Source organism: Flavobacterium succinicans, from assembly GCF_001662485.1.
GTDB classification, from domain to species: Bacteria; Bacteroidota; Bacteroidia; order Flavobacteriales; family Flavobacteriaceae; genus Flavobacterium; species Flavobacterium succinicans_A.
The window spans coordinates 1-18,523 of the sequence record NZ_JMTM01000013.1 but is presented as its reverse complement, the minus strand read 5'-3'; the positions used below and the strand labels follow the sequence as shown (position 1 = coordinate 18,523).

The following is an 18,523-nucleotide window of genomic DNA, read 5'->3' as shown; positions in this document are numbered from 1 at the left end:
AGTTTAGAGAATTGTTTTTAATTTTTATTTAAAATCGTTTTGCAAAGTGTGAAGCAGTTCCATGGCATAATTGTCTCTACTTTGGACGTAAGCTACTTTTGGAACTACTTTTGCGCCAAGTTTTCTTTTTTCAAATGTTGCGGATACTCCAAAATCAATTCTTTGGTAGCCTAAGGAATTGGCTCTTTTTATGGTTTGAAAAAGGAGTTGTCTGTAAAGATGGTACCCATAGACCCATTGATAGTCCATTCCAATTAGTTCAGGGACATAAGTGTTTTTTTTATTCCTGTAACAAAACATAATGCCTACAAATTCATCGGATGGGTTCTCTATATTGTATAGTAAAATGAACTCCCAGTTTTGGTGAGTAGTCATCACTTCAAAAACACTAAATGGATATTGAAAAGTATTAATGGCTAGGTTATTATTTTTTACGTTACAATACAAATGGTAGGCTCTTTCAAGCTCTTCTCGATTTAAAGTTTGTTTAATGATAACCTTGTAATAGTGTTCAAATGAAACAATCTCTTTATTGAAATGTTTTTTCGATCTAGGTGAAAGTTTGTTGCTAAATTCCTCATAAGTGCTCCAATCGTTCTTTTCAATAACACAAGATTCTGGCATAGCTACTTTAAGATAACCTTGTGATTGAAGTATAGTTCCCCACGTATGATCTGTTTCAAAATCCCTGTAGATGAGGTGGTCTGCATTTAATGCATTGTATTTTTCTTCTACTTTTTCTATCAAAAGTTGTAAGGCAGCATTGGCCATGGGATGAGTTTCATCTAAATAATAATGCTTACCCTCGGTAAATAAAGAACCCATACTAAGGGTGGTAGCGGTTAAATAGGTTGGGTTTTTTTTTCTAATTGCTTCTAAATGTTTTGATACGGAGGCGGTAGCGAGCATATCCTCTTTCCATATAGCGTAAGTGAAAAAAGTAGAGAGAATGAGGTTTCCCTGTTGATCTTTAACAGTATAATAATAAAAGTCCCAGGTATTGGTGAAATCTGTATTTTGAGCAAAGGCATCCTCTAAAAAAGCGAGCCCATCCCAATCTAAGATAGTGTTGTTACCCATTTTCTGATTCCATTCTTCTTTCTTGAAAGAATGAATACTGCGGTTTTCTTCAATTAGGATTGCAGAGCTATGTTTAGGAAGGCTTTGTGAAGGCAAAATATCAATTAAACCAAAGGCTCTTTTAATTTTTGAGTCACTATTGTGGGTGGCTTCTAGTGCTTTTAAATAATGGAAATCAAGGGCTTCAGCTAATGCTCCGATATCTTCTTTCTGATTATGACTGGATAAAGTGATTCGTATTCCTGTATTTTTTATGGGAACAGCTGGGTATATTCCCAAGTTCAAATAAAAACCTTCTTGGAATAACCGTTGCATAAAGTTGTAAGCCGTTATAGGTGTGCCCATTCCTAAAAAGAAAACAGGAGAATCATTTGTAGAGATGATAGGAAGTTTTTTTTGAGAAAGCAATTGGTTGAAGTAAAAGATTTTATCAGCGAGGTCTTTTTGTTTTAATGTTATTTCAGGTGATAAATGGATGTCAGCAGAGGCAATGGCAGCAGCTACAGAGGCAGGTTCTAATTGTGCGGAGAAGGTTAACGGACCACCAAAGGTTTTGATCTTATTTCTTAGTTTTTCGTCTTTACAAAATAGTGTTGCACCACTTGCACCAAAGGTTTTGCTTAGAGTGCCAACAAGAATGGTATTCTCATGAAGTTCCTTCATTCGATCCAAAACGAAACCAGTGCCATTTTTGCCAATCCAGCTCATGCCGTGTACATCATCAAAGTAAAGATGCAGTTGTGAATATTTTTTTCTTAAGTGTAGCAATTCTTCCATAGGGGCATAATCACCAAACATGGAGTATACACCATCAGCCATATACCATATCTTGTGAGAGGTTGAGATGAACTGTTTTATTTTATCCTCTAACATATTGAGATTATTATGGCGAATCATTTCCACAGGAATGCCTCTTAATTTTAATAATTGACAAGCATTCTGAACACTCCAATGAACTTGATGATCTAGGATCACAGCATCTTCATCTCTAATTAGTGTTGGAATAATGGCTAAATGACCCAAAGTACTGTTTTTAGTTATAATTGGTGGGATGCCATACATTTGCTCGATTTTATGTTCGAGCTCATTGTAGAGAGGGTGTGAAATATAGGATTTTGACAAAGGGAATTGTGTGCCAAAATCACGAATGGCTTGAATGGAAGCATCTTTGAGCCGGCTGTCTTGTTCAAGCCCCAAATAGCCCGTGGTTCCAAAATGTAGCATTTCCTGTCCTTTAATTCTTAAGGTTCTACCGTTTAAGAAATTATTTTCAGCATAGAGATGAAGGGCTCCTTCTTTACTTGCGTTCGATAAAACGTCATCTACGGTGTCAATAAAGTTGTTGTGTTTGATTTTTGCCATTTAGAGAATTTTAGTTGTTTTTAATTAAAATTGCTGGTTCTTTTTTGTAATGATGGACTAAAATTCCATATAAAAAATGAAAGTATTTTCATCTATTTTTGAATACTCCCGATATGACAAGTCAAATTCCCGAATTGACAACAAAAGAGATAAAATGCAACAAATAATCCCGAATTAACATTTCATGTATTAAGTAATGTTTATATTTTTGTTAAATAATAACATGATAAATTCATAGAACATGATTGCAGCCCATGATTTTTATGAGAATGAATTTGCACGCTTTTGGATGGCAAATGGGATTCTCTTTTTTGAATATAAGCCCGAGACGATAATAAATCTCGAGGTAGCTAAAAGTGTAGTAGCGGATAGAATCTTTTTTCAAAAAGAGAAAGCATATCCTATATGTTGTGATGTGAGAGGAGTTATTGATACAGAAAAGGCAGGGCGGGATTATTTAGCAAAATTTGGGTCTCTATTGACCAAAGCAGTAGGTTTACTGGCAGATGAAGAAGTGACCTTAACCATAAGTAATTTCTATCTTCAGGTAAATAAGCCTGTTGTTCCTACTCAGATTTTTACCAAAAAAGAGGAAGCGCTCCTTTTTTTGAAAGGGTATCTATAAACTTGTTCTAGGGAGGTAAAGTATAAGTCATAAACCCGTTGGGTGAAATTCAAATAAAGTAAAAATTAAACCACACTTCGGTGCATCAATCCAGGCCAGAGCCATAGATGAATAGCAAATCAACATAGAAAAAAAACAGAAATAGCACTATTTCTCGCATAGATGAGCTAGGGGAATAGTAAAACGGCTATGGGTTGCTATTAAAAAACTACAAATGCTATGATTCAAGCCTGCATGTGGTATCGAAGGGGGTAAAAAAATAAGTTTACCAATGGCTACTAAAAAAAAATTCTAATAGGTATAGTATTTCCAAGATGAAAGGACACAAAAATAAGTACGGTATGGCTTGTAGTTGAGTATAGCTTGGCTTTTTCAACCTTTAAACAACCTTAAACCTTAAACAACCTTAAACAACTTTAAACCTTAAACCTTAAACAACCTTAAACCTTAAACAACTTTAAACCTTAAACAACCTTAAACCTAAAATCTATGATTCAAGCTTACACTAAGGTATCGAAGTGTGGTAAAAAAAATATTTCACCCAACGGGTTAAGTCATAAATAGCAAAGTATATTTTTATGGAGGGCTCTACGCAACAAGATCATGTAGTTCAAATTCATCAAATGCTTTTCGAAATGGCAAGAGGTAATTTTAATCATCGAATTCCTTTGGCTAATTGTAAGGCAGAAATGGAAACTATGGCTGTACTCATTAATATGGTCGCTGAAGAAATGAGAGAGGCTATATTTCATAATGGATATGTTGGTACGCAAAGTACACATCAATTTATAACTCAAATTACTTTTATTTTGAATGCATCTTTTCAAATAAAAACATTTACCTCTGAGGTTATATCATGTATGGGGTATACTGAAAATGAATTGATTGATGCCTCTTTTTCCTCTTTTATTACCCTAGATTCTTTTAAACAATTGCAAGCATTTATAGAGGCCTCAACTAGTCTATCATCATTTTCTACCGTGATGTCTTTAGAATTTATTGCTAAAACACAATTGCATGTAGTGGCATGCTGTAGTGTAGGGAAGTTGTTAAACAGTGAAGAGTATATCATTAGCATAGTTACTCCCGTCAAACAAGAATCCTACCATGCAATTAAATATGGCAATGAGACAAATAAGCAGCAAAAAACCAGAAAGACAGATGCACTATTAATTCAAAAACTATATGATTACATTGTGGACAATTTAGAGGAACCCCTACCTTCTGTGAAAATTTTAGCTAGAAAATTTGGAACGAATGAGTATAAACTTAAAGACGGCTTTCGTCATTTTTTTAAGACCAGTATTTATAAGTTTTATAACGATGAACGATTAAAAAGAGCTCATTTTATGATTGAAGAAACGGTTATTCCTTTAAAGAATATAGCGGTTATGAATGGCTTTAATGATTATCCCAATTTTTCTAAGGCCTTTAAAAAGAAGTATGGATGTTCTCCAAATGAATTACCACGAAAATCGATTTACTTAGAGCTACCCCAAATAAATACAGGGGGCTAACGTAAAATTTGGATTGAAATAAATTTTGCTGCAAATTCTCCCTTTTTGATAAATTTTGCTCCCAATTGAACAAGTGTTTTGAGGGTTAAAATCACAATTTTACAATGTGAATTATAAAGCAAAACCGATGGAGTTAAGTGTCAAAATAAAAGAAGGGATTTTAGGATTAGTGAGTGTACTTTTCATACTACTTTTTACTTATGCCGCAATAAGTAAGTTGCTGGACTTTGAAAACTTTCAAATTCAATTAGCGCAGTCTCCTATAGTAAGTGTATGGGCAATTTGGTTTTCTTTTTTGATCCCTTTAATTGAATTAGGGATTGTGGTTTTGTTTTTAGTCCCAAAGTATAAACCAATAGCATTCTACAGTTCCTTGATAGTAATGAGTTTGTTTACGGCCTACATCTTTATTATACTTCGGTATAGTGCATATATTCCTTGCTCATGTGGTGGTATATTGGATAAAATGAGTTGGGAAACCCACCTTGTTTTTAATCTAGTCTTTGTACTGTTTGCAGTACTGGCTATTTTTTTATCAGATACTGCACTAAAACCACGACGCAAAGTTTTACTCGGGATAAAAATGGTTCTTGTAGTGACAGGAAGTGGTATTTTGATGCTGCTGTTTTTCTGGCATTCAACATACAAACTCAATAATGAAAACCCATTTATCAGACGGTACCTGCAGCATCCTATCGAATTAGTCAAGCAGATAAACCTAGGCTACAACTCTTATTATTTTGCAGGGAGTGCAGCAAATACCATTTATTTAGGAAATTATTCTAATCCGCTGCATGTTGAGGCATTAGATACTACTTTACAAACAAGAAAATCTAGTAAAATTACTTTTGAATCCAAAGGAATTCCATTTAAGATGGTGACATTAAAAGTAGCGGAAACCAATTTTTATTTGACAGATGGGAGTGTGCCTAAAATTTTTAAAGGGAACATCTCAGATTGGAAAATTACAGAAGAATTACACCAGGTTCCGTTTTTTAACCAGCTAGCCATTTTAGATCCTACGGTTATAGGGTTGAGAGCTAATCTTGGCAAAAACGCAGCCCATGTTTTAGGAACGTATACTAGAGATGCAGCCAATAAAACTACTTTCAATGATAAGTTAGTACAACCCCAACTGGATGGAGTTTTTGATACAGATGGAATCCTTTTAGCCAGTACAAAATTGCAGCAATTTGTTTATTTATATTACTATAGAAATACAATAACAGTTTTTAGCAAAGAGGGAAGATTATCATATAGAAGCACTACTATCGATACCATAAAAAAGGCACAGATCAAAGTCTCCTATTTGAAAGAAGGGGCAGTACGGAAAATGTCAGCACCTCCACTAATAGTAAATGCTCAAGCCGCACTATGTGAATCCTTGCTCTTTGTACAGTCTAAAATAAGGGGCAGATTGGAGAATGGCGAGATTTGGAAACAAGCTTCCATTATTGATGTTTATGATGTAGCTAAAAAAACATATTTGTTTAGTTTTCCCATATACAGTTCAGAGAAAACAAGATTAGATGCTTTTTATGTGACCAATACGCACTTGTTTACAATTATGGGTAACCAATTGAGGGTGTATAGGTTTCGTGAATGGCTTAAAAACGCTTTTAAAGAAACTAGCACATAGTTGTTTAGTTTAAAAATATACTGGCCAGTATCAGGAGGAAGATCGAAAACCTGTAGAAAAAAGTAGATCAAAATGTAACTAAAAAACAATAAGTATGAAAACGCAATTTTTAAACAAAGCACTCCCTTTGGCAGTAGTATTTTTAGGGGGGTTAGGCGCTTTTGTTACAACTGCTATGCAGAAAGCAGAAGAGGCAAAGGCACCACAAATGGGCTACACTCTTAATGCCAAAGGAGGCTGTAGTAACGTACCAGTAAACTGTGACAACACGCCCAAACCGTTTGTCTGTCGCTTGGGCATCACAACAGGACCACAGGCCTATGGCAAAGATGCACAAGGAAATTGTGTACAAATTCTATATCGTCCCTAAGGTTTAAGGCATGACGATGGTTAAAATGGCAATGCAGTTCCATAATTCAAGGAACTGCATTGTTTTTTTATGAAGTTATTTTTGATTATTTAGAATCCACGACGCTGGAGACGCTCCTTTTAGATAATAGCCGAACCATTGCAAAACCCGCTCAGTTAGGTCTTTTTGATGAGTAGGATCCAAAAGAGTATGCCCTTCCTTTGGGTATAAGAGTAAAGTAGCCTCTTTGCCCAATCGCCTAAGGGCTAAGTAATAGGAAACACTTTGATGCCAATCAACTTGTGTATCCTCTTTGCCACTCCAGAGCAATAGAGGGATTCTGAGATGCTGTACAGTACTCAAAGGTGAATTTCGGCTAAAATCAGCAGCATCAGCAAAGGGGGTTTTATCATTCATAAGCCATTGCTCTGACTTGAATCGCCACATATCGGGTTTTTTACTATTCCAACCCACAGTGAGGAAAAAACGGGTCAGATCAGTGACAGCTCCACTAGCAATAGCTGTAGTAAATAGAGAGCTATGATTGCTTATGAATGCGGTTTCATAGCCTCCAAAAGAATGACCCATCAAACCAATTTTATCAGGAGCGATTATACCCATTGCTATAATTTTTTGAGTACCAGCTACGACACAATCCAAGGCAGAAGGCCCTACATTTTCCTCTTCAAGTACAATGTCAGGTAAGAAACAAAAATAGCCGTTAGAGGTAAAAATAGTTGGATTAAAGCCAGACTCATTGTAAAGCGTTGGAGGATGGTACCAATGCAATTCACCAGATTGTTTTTCGTAAACATTTACAATCATGGGGTACTTCTTGGAGGGATTGTAATTGGCAGGATAATACAAAACACCTTTAATGAGTTGTTTTTTTGAATTTTGAAAATGAATGAGCTCAGACTTTCCCCAATAAAATTGATGATGTTGCGGATTGCTTTCAAAGACCACTTGTTTTCTTGTAATGTCTGTTTTTATAATTCTTGGAGGTACATCAAAGCGTTGCTCAATATAAAAAAACAGCTGTTTGTTAGCGTCATAATAGATGGGGTCATTGCAACTGTTTTCAAAAACGATAGGTATAGCTTTTCTATTCTTTTGCCATATATAGAATCCTGTTTTCCCATCTTCACCCTCTGCTTTTAAAATAATGCTTTGGTTGAGGTCGAAAGTAGGGGAGGTAAGACCGTCATAAACAAAATTTAGCGACCGTTGATTGGGGATATCGGCAATCCTAAACCTTATTTTAGAGACCTTCCCATCGGTCAACCTTTTAAAAGAACGTCCATCGGGTCGTATAGCCCAAATGTCATAAGCATCATAAAGGATAATAGCTGTGTCGTTCAGACTCCATCCTGGAGTACCATAAGCCGATTGTGGTTGTAAGGTATGCACTTTTCCAAACCAAGTCGAAGGAATATTTTGGGTAATGTTAGTATGTGTACCTAGAGTAATGTTATAAACCCACCAATGATTTTCTTTAAAATAAGCAATGTAGTTTCCCGAAGGTGAGGGGATAATATCGCGGTAAAAACTAGACTGTTTCGTTAGAAACTTCTTTTGTTCTCTTGTTTTACAATTTAGGAGGTAAAAATCTCTAGGACCTTCAAATTCAAACTGTGGTTCATAAGCTTTTGGATTCGATAGAATGGCGTGTTTTTGGTCTCCTGTAAGCGTTATTTTAGGCAACGCATGGGTGGTGATAGGGTAAACTTGATGAGTCAAAGGATACCACACGGCTATTTTGGGCAATTGAGCCGTTCGTCCATTTTGCTCTTCTTCTGGATAAATCCATGGGTCTTGGGTATGCCAAATTTCAACGGTTGAGGGCTCCTTTTTAAGCGGTTGCTCCAAATCATTTTGAAGGGAGAAGAATACTTTTTTCGAATCATCTGAAATCAGCAACTTGTAGAACGGATGAACTGCGATGGAGTGGGCTTTTGGAAAAATATTGCTTTGAGGGTTGAGTGGATAAAGACGCTTTTGCTCAATGCTATACCAGTAGAGTGATAGTTGGTTGTTGTTGAGGCTGTACCCATAAAACGCGATTGATTTACCCTCTTTTTGCCAAGTACTCCCTTTGTAACTGATGAGCGAATCAGACACTAGGGTAGTGGGAGCATTGAGGTTAGCAAGATCAAGAAGAACAAAAGAGTTCCGATTAGTTGTAAAAGTAGTATAAGCTAGTAATTTCCCATCTGGACTCAAAGAAAACTGTGATACATCGGTAATAATGGTTCTTGCTTTCTTTTCGAAAGGCGATTGGATGATAAGCGATTCATTTTCAAGATGAACAAGGATTTTATCTTGTCGTTCAGAATAGCTGTAGTCTTTAACACTGTCCATAGTAGCGATCGTAGTACTTTTCAAATCTAGAAGTAGTAAGGTGGCACCAGATTGACAAAGGAAACCATTACTTTTAGTAAACAAGGAATGGTCACCCTTTGGGAAAACATATTTCTTTTGGGTCTTTGTGTTTTGTACAAATAAAGTATCTAAGCCATTCGCATAGCGCATAATGTAACTAAAATAGGCTTTAGTAGGGGCTATTTTATCCATATTCAACTGACCCCAAGTTTCGTAATCGGCAGTACTAAGTGTTCTTTTTTGCCCCACTTGCCCCCAAAGGGAGCAAGAGAGAAGGAGCAAAAAAAAGGAGAGAAAAAGTACGCTCACAAAGCATCTTTGAAAGCTATAAAAGATAGTGGCTTGGCTTTGAAATAGTGTTCTCATTTTGGATTAATAACCCGAATTTTGAGGGCGTAGGTTGGGATTAGTACTTAGTTCTATTTGCGGAATGGGAAACAATCGATGGTAGGTAGTCCATCCTGATTTAGTTCCTGATAAGACAGCGTCGAGTAGGTTATAGCGCTTCAAATCAAAGAAGCGATGCCCGTGTTCGGTAAAAAACTCCAATCTTCTTTCTTGAAGAACAGCAGTTATAATTGCTTCTTTTGTAGCAGCTGTAGTCGCCGAAAGCCCAGCCCTGAACCGAATTAGGTTGAGGTCATCTATAGCCCCTGATGTATGACCCAAATGGGCTTTTGCCTCGGCTCTGATAAGATAAAGTTCGGCTAAACGCATCACAATAGAATATTCTTTAGAAGTACCTGTAAAGTTGCGTTCTTTGTATTTGTCGGCATGATACCAAACCGCATTGCCATCAGTTACTGCTTTAATCCAATGGGTTTTTCGTTGGTCTCCAGTGTCGAAGGAGTTGACCAACAGATTAGAAAGGGCGACCAAGGGAGGAGGAGCGGTTTCAAAAATAAAGACAGCGCCTTCTTGTGTGTTTTGCCCCGCAACAGGAGCTTGTAGCTGCCAGATAGTTTCCTTAGACTGGAGCAGAAAAATGTCATCAAGGTCTTCTTCCAAGACAAATAAATCCGATTGTTGGATAACCTCATTGGCCTCTTGTAACGCTTTGTCATACGATTGCTGATACAAATACACCCTAGCCAAAAGAGATTTGGCGACCCATTTATTCGCTCGGATTCTTTCAGTAGTAGAGTAGGATTCAGATAAAAGCACTATGGCTTGCTTTAAATCTTCGATGGTGTGGTTGTAGACTTGGTCAATAGGCAGTCTACTCACAATAGCATTCTTTTGATAATCGGTTGTTTTGATATAGGGGATATCACCAAAAAGATTCGCAAGATAGAAGTGAACTAAGGCTCGGATAAATAACGCTTCACCTTGAAGTGTTTTTTTATGCTCGGTTGTTAGTTTTGTACTGGCTGCAATCCCTTCTAGTAGGGCATTAGCACTGTAGATTTGATTATAGGAGGAATTCCAGTAGTCCGCAATTCCAGAATTGGTGGGCAAAAGGGCATTGTTGTAAAAAGGCAGGCTTGGGTTAGTAGGAGTACCATAGGCCACCATTTCATCAGTATAGTTAGCCAACTGATTAGAAATACCCGTATTGGCTCCTGTTAGAATGCCTTTGTCTCTGATTTTGGCATAAATATCGTTTAGTGCAGCATGGGCTGTGGCATTGTCTTCAAATACAGCAACCTGCGTTAATTGAGATTTAGGCAAATCAACAGCAACGAAGGAGTCACAAGCAGTCGCAAGCAGTAGTAAATTTAAGGTAAGAATGGAATACCATTTTTTGGATGTTTTTAGTGTTTTCATAGTGTTAAAAGGTTAGTTGCACGCCAAGGGTTAGTACTCTAAGTGGGGGTAAATAGCCGTAACTAGTAAACTCAGGATCTCCTTCTTTAAATCTAGTGAACGTTAGCAAGTTTTGACCTTGTAGCATAAGTTGGCATTGAGTAGCTTGCGAAGGCAAAGGAACATCAAATGAAAGCGCAAGGTTTTTGAGTCGAATGAATGAGGCATCAAGAATTGCAGCATCACTTTCTGAATAATAGTAATCGGCTAGAACGGCTTCGTAATTCAAACCAGTAGTGTAGATTTGATAAGGAGCTTGATCCCCTGTTGGTAGCCAACTGTTGCTAGCGCTAGCTTGCTGATTCGAAAAGATGCCAGCAGGACCCATAGGATAGGAACGGTTTTTTTGTTTGACAAACTGAAAAAGAAAATCTAATTTCCAACGTTTATAGCGCAATTGATTGTGTACACCTCCAAAATAAGTAGGAGTAAGATTCGCTGTGGTTTGTTGATCTTCTGGAAATGAAAGAATACCGTCCTGGTTCACATCTTCAAATTCATATACTCCCGTTTGCGGATGAATCCCTTTGTATTGGTAAAGGAGTTCAATGTTTAGCGGCTGACCAATACGATACTGTTGGTTATAGGAGGAGCTTTCTAAACCAGGAAAACGGAGCAATTTATTTTTAGAAAGGGTTAAATTAACACTAGTAGTCCAACTAAAATTAGGAGTGTTCCAGTGGCTAGTGCGTAGGGTAAATTCTAAGCCTGTATTTTCAACGGTGGCATCTAAGTTAGCTTGTAATAATGTAAAACCAGTAGTGCCTGAAAGTGGCATACCAACCAACTGATTGGAAGAGCGATTTTGATACCAGGCACCGGTCACAAAAATGCGGTCTTTAAAAAAACCAAGCTCTAGCGCCGTTTCTATTTTCTTGTTGGTCTCCCAACCAAAAGTAGGATTAAACAGCCTTGAAGGTTGTAAGCCTATAACACCATTATAACTAATTCCAGAGGTAGTATAGGTATTCAAAAATTGATAATCACCAATTTGATCATTGCCAGTGGTGCCTATACTAGCCCTCCATTTGCCAAAACTCAACCACGAACGATCTTTCAACCAGGGTTCATTGCTAAATAGCCATGCTGCACCAAGAGCGCCAAAGTTTGCAAATTGCTTGCCCGGTCCAAAACGACTCGATCCATCACGTCTTGCGGTGAAGTTAAGGAGGTAACGTTGCTGCCAATTGTAGTTAAAGCGACCAAAAAAAGCTTGATACTTGTATTGCGTATCGTCATGGACCAGGACATTGACATATTTAGCAGCAGCGAGAGTATAAATCAAGCTATTAGAACTAAAACCGTTAGCAGATTGTACTAAGCTGTTGCTGTTTTGATGTTGAAAGGTAGCTCCTAATAGCACCCCAATTTTTCCAAAACGGGATTCTTTTTCCCAATTGGCCTGTGGTTCAAGGATCCAAGAAGAGCGATAGGTACTGTTAGTAAAAATAGCAGAGCGATCGCTACCCACATTATAAGCAGGATTGTAAATAGTAGAGGGAGCCGTTCTGGTTTCTAATGTAGACAAATGAGTGTAGCCCATACTGCTTTTCAAATAGAGATCAGGCAAAATTGCATACGATACTACCGTATTGGCAATCAAATCCTTGGTGGTAGACTTGTATTGGGCATTGAGATGGCGCAATGGATTTTCCCACGTACCATTTTCCCAGTTAAGAGAGCCGTCTGGTAGGTATAGCGCAGGGGCATTTGGGGCTAGAGAACGAGCTTCATACGTCAAATCAAAAGCGGGTTGATTATTATCCTGTAACGTATAACTTGCAGATACCGTGGCTTTGAATTTATCCTCTGGCGAGCGATGATTCAAATTGAATTGACTGCCGCCTTTTTTATACAAAAAGGCACCAGGAAATACCGTAGATTCTTTATGGAAAGTACCACTCAACAAGAATTGGGTTTGTTCAGAACCTCCCGTAAGTGTAGCTTGAACATCATTAATTTGTGCGGTTTTTCCAAGCAATTCTTTTTGCCAATCCGTGTATCGGTTTTGATCCCAAGTACCATTGATGTCGTAATCCCAAGGATTGTATTGCGTCAGACCATCGTTAAGAAAGGCTTGTTTTCGCATGGCTAGGTAGGGTTGGGTAGTCATAAGTTGCATAAATCGCGTAACATGCCCAACGCCAGAAGAAGCACTAAGGGTCATGGTAGTTTTTCCAGACTTCCCTTTTTTGGTGGTAATAAGTACCACACCATTGGCTCCTCTAGAACCATAAATAGCCGTAGCATCCGCATCTTTAAGTATTTCAATGCTTTCTATCGTTTCGGGATTGATGCTGTTCAATGGACTAGTCACGGATGGAAAAATAGACGCCGTTTGGGGGTTACCTATAGGGTCTGAAGCATAGGGAACCCCGTCTATAAGATACAAGGGGGCATTGGCATCAGCCCGAAGGCTATTTTGCCCTCTAATTTTAATATCAAAACCGCCACCAGGAGTACCCGTGGTTTGGGTAATGCTTACCCCAGCCATTCGCCCCTGTAGCGTTGCCAGTACATTCGTGACGGGTTGGGTGGCTATTTCTTTGGCGGTAATTCTGGCAATACTACCAGTTCTTTCACTTTCTTTGATAGTGTAGTAACCTGCATTTACTTTTACTTCTTGCAAAGAGGTAGCATCCATTCGTAGGGTTATGTCAATGGTTTTTCGTCCCTGTATAGAAACCTGCGCAGTGGTAAACCCCATAAAAGCGACCACTAAAGTATCATTGGAGTCGGCAGCTAGCAGGTAGTGACCGTTGAAGTCGGTAAAGGTGGTGCTATTTTTTTTGTTTTTGATGGAGACACTTGCTCCGGGAATGGGTTGGCTACCGTCCGATACAATGCCTTGAACGCGTTGTGGTTGCTTGGGCAGTATAAGGTGCCGTTTTTTGGTTTTGGCTTGTAAAGGGGAGAAAGCAACAAAGGCAATCTGTACCAAAAGGCAATAAAAAGCATGCCTACCCCGTAAAAATGATTTTTTTTTCATAGTTTGGTCTAGTGAAGTGAAACGTTAGTTTTATTAGCATGGGTCCTCTAGTCAACCGCCAAGAAGAGTTAGGGGACCTTTTTTTGAAGTGTAGCGATAAGCTACAATACTGGTTTTTTATTTTAATTCATAGGCAGGCTATTTTAAGGGTTACAGGAAAGCCAACTGCCGTTGTCTGTTGCAGCCAGACGATGGCAGTGTCTTTCCCAACTAATTCAGTAAGAGTATTGCGAGACTTGCAAGTGAAGAAATTACGCTAAGAATAAAAGTTGAGCTGTATCAAAAGAATAGGCATAAAAATAGGCATGGAACTCAGCTTAAACGTCTCTGGTACTTGGCATACCTACCACGAATAAGTGAGCCCACGCCATTGGACGTGAGCATCGTACTTATCATCTCGTGGTTTAAACTGCCAAGTTTCGAGCCGAGATTCAAAGCGAATGCTTCAATTTTTTAATGAAGAATCGCAAATATAAAAATTCAGGTACAAATATAAAACAAATATCTGAATTGCACATCATCGTGTGCAAAATAATTCAAGATAATATATTCTTTTGTTCTAATGGCAAATGATAATTTACAAATAAATAATTTTAAGGATGAAAAACCTGTAAAGGTCTTTCTTGTAGATAGATATGTTTGTAATTATATTTGTGAAATGTGGATGAGTAATGATGTGTCTAATAGATCTTTTGGAAAAATGCACGGTATACATGAGGGTATTGTAAGGAAAATAAAAGAAGTAGACGGGTACAGAATACCAGTATCTACGCTTAGCACGATATGTTTTTATAAAGGAATAAAGATGTCCGAATTTTTTAAATTAATAGAAGAAAAGTATGGTCAGTTAAATGATGATTTTGAAATTAGGTAAATAAAAAAAAGCACATTTGATTAAATGTTTGTTAGTTTGTAATAGCGTTTGCCATAAATCAAATACCAGTGTAAAAGATGCCTTGGCGTCTTTTTTTTGTTTTAAATATTTTATTTAGGGATAATTTTTCCATCTTGGTAGGGACAGGTCGCGACCTGTCCTATTCTGTCCTGTCCAGACATTCTATATTTGAGTTATGGAATAGTATGAGATAATAGATGTGATGATTTTCCCATTTTTTACATTTCACCATTCACATTTCACCTCTCACATCTAACATTTCACCTCTCACCTCTCACCTCTAACATCTAACATTTCACCCTCCTTAACAGTTAAACGATGCAACATTTCAACGATTCAACAATTACTCCACCATCCACTTGCCACTTCTTGTCAAATCGGGAGTAGAAGTTGTCAGATCGGGAGTAACTGATTTTATGAAACAAGAATAGCAATCCAAACACTCTATATTTGAGTTATGGAATGGTATGAGATAATAATAGGTATCGTGATTATCCCTGTAGGAGCTTATATAAGAGGTAAAATATATGCCTTTAGGAGGGACTATTTTTCTGGATATAATGATAGTTGGAGAACTAGAAAAAAGAGATAACGAAGATGCTCTTTGGTGTTTTTAATGAAAAAACGGTTCGAAGAATTGCTAACGATAAAAACTACACAATAACTCTTTATACGTTGAATAAAATTTGTGAGGCAAGAAATTTGAAGCTTTCAGATTTTTTTAAATTAATTGACAAATAGTTTTTGCCATAAATCAAATACCACTGTAAAAGATGCCTAAGCATCTTTTTTTTGTTTTAAGCACTTGTCAAATAGGGATGGTTTGCAAGAAAAAATAAATATATTTGATAATTAATAAAACTGATGTTTATCAGACATAGCACCCAATTTAAATGGGATAAGTCGGATATTGTCAGACATACATACAAGTTACAGGAGACTTGTGCCGAAATTACGCAGACAATTCCAATTTGAAAATAAGCATTTGTTTCCGCAAGAAATTGACAAAGCAGAAGCGTGAAAATTGGAATGTGCCAACGGAAACGTAAAAAGTTGAAACTTGGAAAGCGGAAGTGTGAAAATTGGAAGTGTGAAAATTGGAACTCACCTACTCTAACGAGAAAAAGTTTGAAAGTTTGAATCAGCCAACGGGAAACCAAAAAATAGCCAAAATTTGAACGATAAATAAACAATAACTAGTTGAAAACTGCGAACCAAAAAACAGAATCGTGAAAATTGGATTTTGTCAGCAGAAACGTGAAAAATTTGCGGTTTAATGGTAATTTCGACAAAACAAGCCTCCTGTAACACACGCTACAAGCGATTTGGGCAATTGGTTTAATTTGAAGTTGGTTTTGTATTTGGAAGTTTTGGCTAATCAGAAAAATAACGCTAATTTAGTCCCAAACCGCCTGTAGCGCGGGAACGTTAACGATAAAAACTACACAATAAACTCTTTATGCTTTAAATAAAATTTGTGAGGCTAGAAGTTTGAAACTTTCTGATTTTTTTAAATTAATTGATAAATAGCGTTTGCCATAAATCAAATACCACTGTAAAAGATGCCTAAGCATCTTTTTTTGTTTTAAGCACTTGTCAAATAGGTATGGTTTGTAAGAAAAAATAAATATATTTGATAATTAATAAAACTGATGTTTTTCAGACATAGCCACCCAATTTAAATGGGATAAGTCGGATATTGTCAGACATATATACAAGTTGGGCGTCATACTAACAAAAAAAAGGTAATATCAACGCTAACCCAAGAATACAAAATAAAAACGTAAATTCGCATAATAAAATTTGAAAAATAATTAAATGAAATTAACCGTCGATAATCTAGGAAAAATTGTTCAAAGCGAAATTGAACTTAATAACTTAACTATTTTAGTTGGAGATAATAATTCCGGAAAAACATATATCACATACAGTATATATGGAATGTTAAAAAATTGGACGGATTTTATAAATTATAATAATTTCAAAGATTTAGAAGCAAGGCTAAAAATTGAAGGACAAATTTCGCTTAACAAAGAAGAAATTCAAGATATAGTTTCTAAAAGTATCGTCACAGAAAGCTCAAATTTTCAAAAAAGAATTAGAGATTTATTTAATGATAAGGAAAAGATATTTGCAGAGGCAAGAGTAAAGTTAGAATTTGAAAAACCAACAGAATTCAAAGATTGTGAAAAGAAAATACAAATTGGAGAGAATATTGTTTTTGATGGTAAACTTGAAAATAATGTTTTGTCCATTAGTTACATTAAGCAAACGAAAAATGAAATTGACGATACCCTATTTAAAAGAGTTTTAGGTGATTTATTTGCGTATTTAGTATTTGATGAAATATTTCCAGACCCAACAATTATAACTGCAGAAAGATTAGGTATTTCACTTTTTTATAAAGAATTAGACGAACAAAGAAATTCGTTGGTCGATGGTTTACAAAAATTAGATGATAAAGAAGGAAACTTCCACCCATTTGAGCTTTTAATGTCTATGAGTGCGTATTATGCGACTCCGATTAGAGACCATATTGCATTTACAAGAAATTTAGATAACATCAAAAAAAATACTTCAAAAATAGATTCCTCCTACCCAATGGAAATTATTAAAGAGATTTTAGGTGCTGAATTTAAAAAAGAAAACAAACAGGATATCAGATTTTATACAAAAAACAAAAAAAACAATAAATTTGATATTCCTCTATATTTAGCATCCTCATCCGCTAGATGTATTGTCGATATTTATTTTTATTTAAAACATCTTGCAAAACAAGGGGATATACTTATTATAGATGAACCTGAAAGCCATTTAACATTAAAAAATCAAAGATTAATAGCAAAACTCATTGCTTCTATAATTAATTTAGACATTAAAGTATTCATTACTACTCATAGTGATTTCCTCGTTAAAGAGTTAAATAATCTAATTTTATTATCCAATGATTTCAAGGATAAAGAACAATGGCTGATAAAGAACAAAAAAAGCTATTCTAAATTCGATAATATAAAATTTAATGACGTATCCGTTTATCAAGCCATTAATGGAAAACTTGAAAGTCTAGAGGTTAATAATAAAGGAATTGAAATACCATTTTTCGATGATGAAATAAATAACTTATTTTCTATATCGTCAGATTTAGACTATTTAATTGATTAGTCTATGAAAGATATTTTTTGTGACGAAGAAGTTATTCAAAGTTTTGATATACAAAATCAAACTATGGTTCTTAAAGAAATTGACACTAATCAAGAAATTTTGATTGGTGGAATTCCTGTAGATTCTATACTTTTAAAACTCGACATTGATAAACGTGAATTTAAAAGAAAATCGATGTATTTAAAGAGAGATACTCCAGTTATTCACAAAGGCTGTGATTATTGTCTAATAATACCATCTCAAGAAAAAATCATATTATTTGAATTAAAATCTTTAAAACCAAAAGTCAAAGATTATGTTAATCAATTTATAGCATCTGAAATTTTTATTGAATATTGCAGTAAACTTTCAAATTACATCAATTGCTCAAGAATTGATTACTCTTTCCATAGAATATTATTGAGTCCTAAATACAATATAGGATTTACTTCTAGCAACAGAATCCAAGATATTTCAACATCTGATAGTTGTGGAAATCCAATAGAAATAAAAACTCCAGGATTTCCTGCTAGAATCAGACTCGAAAAATTAATCAAATAAGAAGTACGAACGCCCAACACACGCTACAAGCGATTTGGGCATTTGGCTTAATTTGAAGTTGATTTTGTATTTGGAAGTTTTGGCTTATCAGAAAAATAACGCTAATTTAGTACCAAACCGCGTGTAGCGCGAGAACGTTAACGATAAAAACTACACAATAACTCTTTATACGTTGAA

12 protein-coding genes are annotated in these 18,523 nt (G+C 36.1%); 8 read left to right on the top strand and 4 right to left on the bottom strand.

Going from position 1 to position 18,523, the window contains the following annotated elements:
- Nucleotides 1-24 precede the first annotated feature (24 nt).
- Nucleotides 25-2,442 carry a bifunctional aminotransferase class I/II-fold pyridoxal phosphate-dependent enzyme/GNAT family N-acetyltransferase gene (locus FLB_RS01680; protein WP_064714239.1) on the bottom strand — a complete coding sequence of 806 codons (2,418 nt, stop codon included), beginning with the start codon at nucleotides 2,440-2,442 and terminating at the stop codon, nucleotides 25-27.
- Nucleotides 2,443-2,683: 241 nt separating this feature from the next.
- Between FLB_RS01680 and FLB_RS01675 the strand changes: the two genes are divergently transcribed.
- The 4 genes from FLB_RS01675 (at nucleotide 2,684) to FLB_RS01660 (ending at nucleotide 6,593) form a co-directional block, all read left to right on the top strand.
- Nucleotides 2,684-3,067, top strand: a complete 384-nt coding sequence (locus FLB_RS01675; protein WP_064714238.1) for a hypothetical protein — start codon at nucleotides 2,684-2,686, stop codon at nucleotides 3,065-3,067.
- A gap of 578 nt (nucleotides 3,068-3,645) precedes the next feature.
- A complete protein-coding gene (locus FLB_RS01670; RefSeq protein WP_064714237.1) occupies nucleotides 3,646-4,584 on the top strand; it encodes a helix-turn-helix transcriptional regulator in 939 nt (312 codons plus the stop codon).
- 106 nt (nucleotides 4,585-4,690) lie between these two features.
- Nucleotides 4,691-6,223 (top strand): MauE/DoxX family redox-associated membrane protein, encoded by a 1,533-nt coding sequence (locus FLB_RS01665; RefSeq protein WP_157490509.1) that lies wholly within the window; start codon nucleotides 4,691-4,693, stop codon nucleotides 6,221-6,223.
- A gap of 94 nt (nucleotides 6,224-6,317) precedes the next feature.
- Nucleotides 6,318-6,593: a hypothetical protein gene (locus FLB_RS01660; protein ID WP_064714235.1), complete on the top strand. Its 276-nt coding sequence runs from the start codon at nucleotides 6,318-6,320 to the stop codon at nucleotides 6,591-6,593.
- Between the two features lie 75 nt (nucleotides 6,594-6,668).
- On the opposite strand, the gene FLB_RS01655 is transcribed toward FLB_RS01660, so the two are convergent.
- From FLB_RS01655 to FLB_RS01645, 3 genes are all read right to left on the bottom strand, one after another.
- A complete protein-coding gene (locus FLB_RS01655) occupies nucleotides 6,669-9,146 on the bottom strand; it encodes a prolyl oligopeptidase family serine peptidase (protein ID WP_197488921.1) in 2,478 nt (825 codons plus the stop codon).
- A gap of 180 nt (nucleotides 9,147-9,326) precedes the next feature.
- Complete coding sequence (locus FLB_RS01650) at nucleotides 9,327-10,721, bottom strand: RagB/SusD family nutrient uptake outer membrane protein (RefSeq protein ID WP_064714233.1); 1,395 nt, start codon at nucleotides 10,719-10,721, stop codon at nucleotides 9,327-9,329.
- Nucleotides 10,722-10,725: 4 nt separating this feature from the next.
- On the bottom strand, nucleotides 10,726-13,749 hold the full coding sequence (locus tag FLB_RS01645) for a SusC/RagA family TonB-linked outer membrane protein (protein ID WP_064714232.1): 3,024 nt from the start codon (nucleotides 13,747-13,749) through the stop codon (nucleotides 10,726-10,728).
- Between the two features lie 562 nt (nucleotides 13,750-14,311).
- Here FLB_RS01645 and FLB_RS01640 point away from each other — a divergent pair.
- The 4 genes from FLB_RS01640 (at nucleotide 14,312) to FLB_RS01630 (ending at nucleotide 18,346) form a co-directional block, all read left to right on the top strand.
- Nucleotides 14,312-14,623 carry a hypothetical protein gene (locus tag FLB_RS01640; protein WP_082923188.1) on the top strand — a complete coding sequence of 104 codons (312 nt, stop codon included), beginning with the start codon at nucleotides 14,312-14,314 and terminating at the stop codon, nucleotides 14,621-14,623.
- Nucleotides 14,624-15,241: 618 nt separating this feature from the next.
- The gene (locus tag FLB_RS14215) at nucleotides 15,242-15,385 is read left to right on the top strand and encodes a helix-turn-helix domain-containing protein (protein ID WP_157490508.1); all 144 of its coding nucleotides are present in this window, start codon (nucleotides 15,242-15,244) and stop codon (nucleotides 15,383-15,385) included.
- Between the two features lie 1,077 nt (nucleotides 15,386-16,462).
- On the top strand, nucleotides 16,463-17,806 hold the full coding sequence (locus FLB_RS01635; RefSeq protein WP_064714231.1) for an AAA family ATPase: 1,344 nt from the start codon (nucleotides 16,463-16,465) through the stop codon (nucleotides 17,804-17,806).
- Nucleotides 17,807-17,809: 3 nt separating this feature from the next.
- Complete coding sequence (locus tag FLB_RS01630) at nucleotides 17,810-18,346, top strand: hypothetical protein (RefSeq protein ID WP_064714230.1); 537 nt, start codon at nucleotides 17,810-17,812, stop codon at nucleotides 18,344-18,346.
- The last annotated feature ends 177 nt before the right edge of the window (nucleotides 18,347-18,523 follow it).